At 22.9% G+C, this 6,000-nt stretch carries 6 protein-coding genes and 1 pseudogene; 4 read left to right on the top strand and 3 right to left on the bottom strand.

The features are described 5' to 3' along the window. Nucleotides 1-759: 759 nt before the first annotated feature. The 3 genes from BM020_RS01230 to eif1A form a co-directional block, all read right to left on the bottom strand. Entirely contained in the window at nt 760-1,362 is a 603-nt protein-coding gene (locus BM020_RS01230; RefSeq protein ID WP_067147538.1) for a KH domain-containing protein, read from the bottom strand. A 339-nt stretch (nt 1,363-1,701) separates the two neighbouring features. Then, on the bottom strand, nt 1,702-2,478 hold the full coding sequence (locus BM020_RS01235) for a serine protein kinase RIO (protein WP_074797959.1): 777 nt from the start codon (nt 2,476-2,478) through the stop codon (nt 1,702-1,704). 203 nt (nt 2,479-2,681) lie between these two features. Next, a complete protein-coding gene (gene eif1A, locus BM020_RS01240; RefSeq protein WP_074797961.1) occupies nt 2,682-2,987 on the bottom strand; it encodes a translation initiation factor eIF-1A in 306 nt (101 codons plus the stop codon). Nucleotides 2,988-3,384: 397 nt separating this feature from the next. Here eif1A and BM020_RS01245 point away from each other — a divergent pair, with 397 nt between their 5' ends. The 4 genes and pseudogenes from BM020_RS01245 to BM020_RS10010 form a co-directional block, all read left to right on the top strand. Further along, entirely contained in the window at nt 3,385-4,629 is a 1,245-nt protein-coding gene (locus BM020_RS01245) for a molybdenum cofactor synthesis domain-containing protein (RefSeq protein WP_067147547.1), read from the top strand. Nucleotides 4,630-4,795: 166 nt separating this feature from the next. Further along, entirely contained in the window at nt 4,796-5,266 is a 471-nt protein-coding gene (locus BM020_RS01250; RefSeq protein WP_067147550.1) for a GyrI-like domain-containing protein, read from the top strand. 65 nt (nt 5,267-5,331) lie between these two features. Continuing rightward, entirely contained in the window at nt 5,332-5,643 is a 312-nt protein-coding gene (locus tag BM020_RS01255) for a hypothetical protein (protein ID WP_067147553.1), read from the top strand. 178 nt (nt 5,644-5,821) lie between these two features. Further along, nucleotides 5,822-6,000 (top strand): annotated as a pseudogene (locus tag BM020_RS10010) (ISNCY-like element ISM1 family transposase); the annotation flags it as partial.

Raw genomic sequence — 6,000 nt, forward strand, 5'->3', positions numbered from 1 at the left:
AATTTGAAAATAAATTATAATTAATAAAAATTAATCAAAATATCAATTTAAGATAATTAAAATTTTAAAAAAAATTAAAATATCAATGCAAGATAATTAAAATTTTTAAAAAAATTAAAATATCAATACAAAATAATTAAAATTTTAAAAAAAATTCCTCTTAAAAAAAATACTATAATAAATTTCTATCAATGGTAATGTAATCATAAAATTTTATAAAGTTAATAAAAATTATCGATATCTATGAAAATTCTATTAAAATTATACAAAAATCATTTTTATGAAAAATTTTTATAAAAAAATGGATAAATTACTAAAATTTTAGACAAAATAATAATATCTTAATTATAAAAATATGTTAAAACTATAGTAAATATATCACTATATATACATATGTTGCTAAAAGTATATAAAAGTTTTTGATTAGTATGAAAATTTTAATAAAAAATATATTACATAACATTAAAATTTAAGCTAAATATAATTAAAATACATCACATTAAAAAATCTCATTAAAAAATATTAAAACATACATATATCTTTAATGAAAAATAACAATTAATAGAGAAAATTGATTTGAAGTAATAAAAACAATATCAAATTATAAAAATAAAACTATTTAAAAAAATAAAACTATTTAAAAAAATTAAGTTAATTTAAAAATTTTATTTTAAAAAAAATAATTTTATAAAAATAAAAAATAGCTAAAAAATAAAAAATAAAAAAGTTTTAAAGAAGGATTCTTAAAATTAAATCCGATTAATCATCTAAATCATCACGGAATTGTATTTCATCTCTTTCAATTCCAACAACTTCTTTAAATTCTTTCATTTTACGTTCATTTTTCTTATTTTCTAAAAAGGAATAGACAGATTTATGTCTTGATCCATTAAGAATCATTTCAACTGCTTCTTTTGCAATCATTACATTCTTTAATTCACCTATTAATGAAACAGTTTTACCATAAATAGCCATGTCCACTTCAGCCATATCAACAATTATTTCTCTAGTTTTTCCATCTTTTCCAATAATTCTACCTTTATATCTTGCCATTGCTTTTTTAGATTTTCCAAGATACAAAGGCAATTTAATTATTTCTAAATAAGTATCATCTTTATTTAATTTTAATGCTATACGTGGATTGAAACCACGAGCAATAGCTTTTACAATATGATTTGCTTTCCATACACCAAGAGGATCTTCCATATTTTCATTAGGATAAATAGCTACTGTGCCTTCCTCACTATCAATATCTAAATGAGTATTAGTAGCATTTTCTATTAATTGTTTGGTTTCTCCTTTTGTTCCAATTAAAGCACCTACTCTATCTGCAGGAACTTTAAGATAATCAGTTTCCGGCAATTTATTCACCTCTTCGATTTTAATTTGAATTTAAAACTTCTCTACTTTTCTATTTAATTATCTAGATAAATTTTAGATAAAAATATTTATTTATATTTTTAATATTTTTAATAAATTATATATTTAATATTTTTAATAAATTATATATTTAATATTTTTAATAAATTATATATTTAATATTTATAATCAAATTTAATAAATATTTTGATAAAAATATTAAAATAGATTTTTAAAAAAAAATTAAAAAATACTGCTAAAGGAAACCTGATTGGAACTATAATGATATTTATTTAAAAGTTATAAAAAAATAGATTTCCTAAGAGCATTTGAAGAATAATATTAGTCTTTAATTAAACGGATAGTTAAATCTTCAATTGAAGTATCAACACCCATTTTAGAAAATTCCAAACTAATATTTTTTATATCTCTCTCAAGTAATTCATTTGCGATTATATGATCCCTTACAACAGATTGAGAAACATCAATAATCACAGGCTCTTCATCAAAATTAAGAATATTATAACTTGACAAGTCACCATGAATCAAATTAGCCTTATTTATGAATCTGTCCATCTGGTTTACTAATTTTTCATAAAAGTCATTAGGGTTTTTGGGTGGAAGATTTTTAACAGTTGGTGCAGGATTTCCATCGTCATCACCAATAAATTCAATTATTAAAACATTATTTAAGCTAGTTATAACTTCTGGAACATTTACTCCTGCATCTTTAAGTCTTGTTAAATTACGAAACTCTTTATTAACCCAATTATTGATTAATTGTCTTTTATTACTAGATCTGACATTAAAACGAGGGTCTCCAGCAATATAGTATTGCATTTTCTTAAAATCTGAAGTAGCTATCCTATAAATCTTTACAGCAACAATAGAACCATCATCTTTAATTCCCTTTAAAACATTAGCTTCCTTACCCGTGCTAATAGCACCATTTAAAAGATCTAAATAACCGTGATTAGCTAATTTATAAAGTACTTGTAATGTTGATTTATCAAAGATTTCACTAGAGACTTTTCTATCATCTGAATCCTTGATTCTTTTTTGTGAAATTAACTTTTGAACTTCTAAATCAGCTTTAGCTACTCTTGGATTTTCTTCCATAAAAACACCATTTTTAAAAATAGAATTAAATTAATTAAAACTATTAAAATAGATATAAACCTTGATAAAAAAGAGTTTATATATGAGATGAAAAAAAGTAAAAAAAATAGAAAGTAAAGGTAAAATAAGTAAAATAAATTATTTAAAATCGGTTATAAATTAATTAAATGAATTTATATATTATAATAAATATAAATCAACAATTACATTGTTAAATAACCTTTTCTTTCAAGCCAATTAGATTCAGTTCTTGTGTATCTCCAAATTACATCTGCTTTTTGGCCTGATTGGAAATCCCATGGTTTAACAAGAACTACATCTCCTTCACGTATCCAAATTCTTTTTTTCATTTTTCCAGGAATACGTGTCATCCTAATATTACCATCAGCACATCTGACTTTAATTTTTCCATGTCCCATAATTTGTTCTACAACTCCAGGAATTTCTCCTTTTTTTGGAGTACGTACTCTCCTATATTCTTGCTGTTGATTATTTTGTGGTTTACTCAAAAATTCTCCTCCTACACATTATCCAAAATTATTTAATAATACATCATTTTAAAATAATTAATAATACATCACTTTAAAATAATTAATTAATAATTAATAAATTAAGATTAAACAAATACTGAATAAATAAATTTTCAATATAATAATATTGTTTAAATACAGTAAATAATTTATTATTTAATGTTATATATTTCTTAATATAAATACTAACAAGATAATTTATAAAAGTTTTTATATTTTAGATGAAATTTTTACGACAAAAATACATAATAAAGTTTTTATCTTTGAGATGAAATTTTTATTAGATGAAATTTTTAGGACAAAAATACATAATATAAATATATCAAATAATAGATTATAATTATATAATTCTTGTAAAATTTAATAAGGTAATACAATGGGTGTAGAATTTTTAAAAATTAAAGAAGTAGATGAAGCTAAAGAAATCATTAATGAAAAATTCAATGAATACTATACTCCACAACCTGAAGTAATAGATATTTCAGATAGTAATAATAGAATCACATTTAGTAAAATTGAAAGTAAAATTGATTTTCCACCATTCAATAGATCATTAAAAGATGGTTTTGCAATTAAAGCAGAGGATAGTTATGGGGTAAATGAAGAAAATCCTAAAAAACTTAAGGTTATTGACTTTTTAGAAGCAGGATCATTTAGCGATAAAACTGTAGAACTTGGAAAATCTGTTGAAATAAGTACTGGTGCTCCAATTCCAGATGGTGCAGATGCAGTTGTTATGGTAGAATTTAGTAATAGGGCAGAGGAAAATAGTGAACTTGAAGAAGATGAAATAGAAATTTTAACAAGTGTTACACCATCTCAAGACATTGGTCAGAAAGGTTCTGATGTTAAAAAGGGACAAGTAATCCTTGATGAAAATATATTACTTAATCCTCCTAAAATAGGGGTAATAGCTGCTCAAGGTATCAATACTGTTAATGTTTATAAAAAACCTAAAGTAGGAATTATCTCAACTGGAAATGAATTATTAACTAATCAAGAAGAATTGAAACCTGGAAAAATCTATGATGTAAATAGTGAAATGATTAAAGCAGGAGTTAATAACTGTGGAGCAGAAGGAAGATGCTTAGGAATTGTAAAAGATATTTATGATGATTTAAAAACTAAAATCCAAGAATCTTTAAAAGAATGTGATATTTTATTATGCTCTGGAGGAACCTCTGCAGGGGTAGGGGATAATATTAGAGATATTCTTGATGAACTTGGAGAGGTTTATATTCATGGAATTACTGTACAACCTGGAAAACCAACTATTCTTGGAGTAGTTGATGGAAAAATAGTTATTGGACTTCCAGGAAATCCGGTTTCTGCTATTGTAATTTTTAATGTATTTGTTGCACCATCTATTAAAAAATTAGCTGGTTTTAAAGAGGAAGAAGAACAGAAAACAATTAAAGGAACTTTAGCAAGAAGAATCCACTCACCAATAGGAAGAATGCAATACCAACTAGTTAGAGTGGAAGATGATACTGTTTATCCAATATTTAAAGATTCTGGAGCAATATTCTCACTTGCAAGTGCAGCAGGTTATACAAAAGTTTCTAAACAGACTGAATTACTTGAAGAAGGAGAAGAAGTTGAAGTAATTTTATTTAATTAAATTTATAGCAATCATCAAATAAACAATTATAAAAAATTTATATATGAGAAATAAATATTATTAAATTAAATGGGTTAAAATAAATACTATTAAATTAAATGGGTAAAAATAAATACTATTAAATTAAAGGTGTTAAAATAAATACTATTAAATTAAAGGTGTTAAAATGGAAATTGTAGAAAAAACAATAGAAGATCAAAAAATAGCTATCATGAATTATAAAGGTTCTTTAGATGATATGGAAGTTTTAATTTCTAAATTAATTGGTTGGAGTGAAGTTGAAGAAATTGAAACTATTGGAGACTTATTTGCAATATTTTATAATAATCCAAGAAAGGTTAAAGAAAATGAAGTTGTATATGATGTAGGAATTCCAATAAATCCAGAATTAGATCCTGATGATACTGAAGAAATAAAAATAGTAACTATTATCGAGCACAAAGTTTTATCTGGAATACACAATGGAAGTTTAGATAACATTCAAGAAAGCTACAACACTATGGCAGAATACTCTGTAGAAAACAAATATGACATTATTGGATCTCCTAAAGAAATTTATATAAAAAATAAATTTGAAGTTGATAATGAGGAAGATATGGTAACTGAAATACAATTACCAGTTATTAAAATGGGATAATTTAAAATAATTAAATATAAAAATTATCTAAAAATTCTATTTATCTACTAAAAAGAGTTGAAATTATGGCTAAAGAAAAATCTGAAAAAAAATCAAAAAAATTATCTAAAAGAGAAAAAGAGAAAAAACTTAATGAAAAAGTAGATAAAATAATAGAAAAAAACTTTGCAGACTTTTCATCCCAAGATGAACTTGAAAATTTCATCCAGGATGCTTTTGATATGAAAACTTCTAAATTTAATAAGAATTTAAAAGAAAAAGAAAAAGAAGTTGATAGAAAGATTTCAAAAGCATACAAAACAGACACTAAAAGAATAGATAGGAAAATGAAAGAATTAGATAAAAAAATCAGTGCAAGATTTAAAAATATTAGATAAAAACAGAAAAAATAAAATATATAGCTTAAAAATTGAGACTGTAAAATTTTATAGGCTTTTTTTATTTTTTTATTTTTTTTCTTCGTTAAATAAAAATAGGTTATTTTTTTCTTTAATTTTGAAATAAAGGATTTAAAAATAGTAAATTACTTAAATAAGTGAGGACAAATAATATTTTATGACTAAACAAAACAAATTTGTCCTCAATACTAATATAAACTTCATACAACTTAAACTTTTTGATTTTAAAAATGAAAAAATAAATCCCAATGAAATTATTGAGAAAAGGCTCAATAAAAGACCAAAAATTAAAAATAATAATCAAAAACTATTTTTAGATGAAAATAACACATTTTC

It is taken from the genome of Methanobrevibacter olleyae (genome assembly GCF_900114585.1).
Taxonomy (GTDB): domain Archaea; phylum Methanobacteriota; class Methanobacteria; order Methanobacteriales; family Methanobacteriaceae; genus Methanobrevibacter; species Methanobrevibacter olleyae.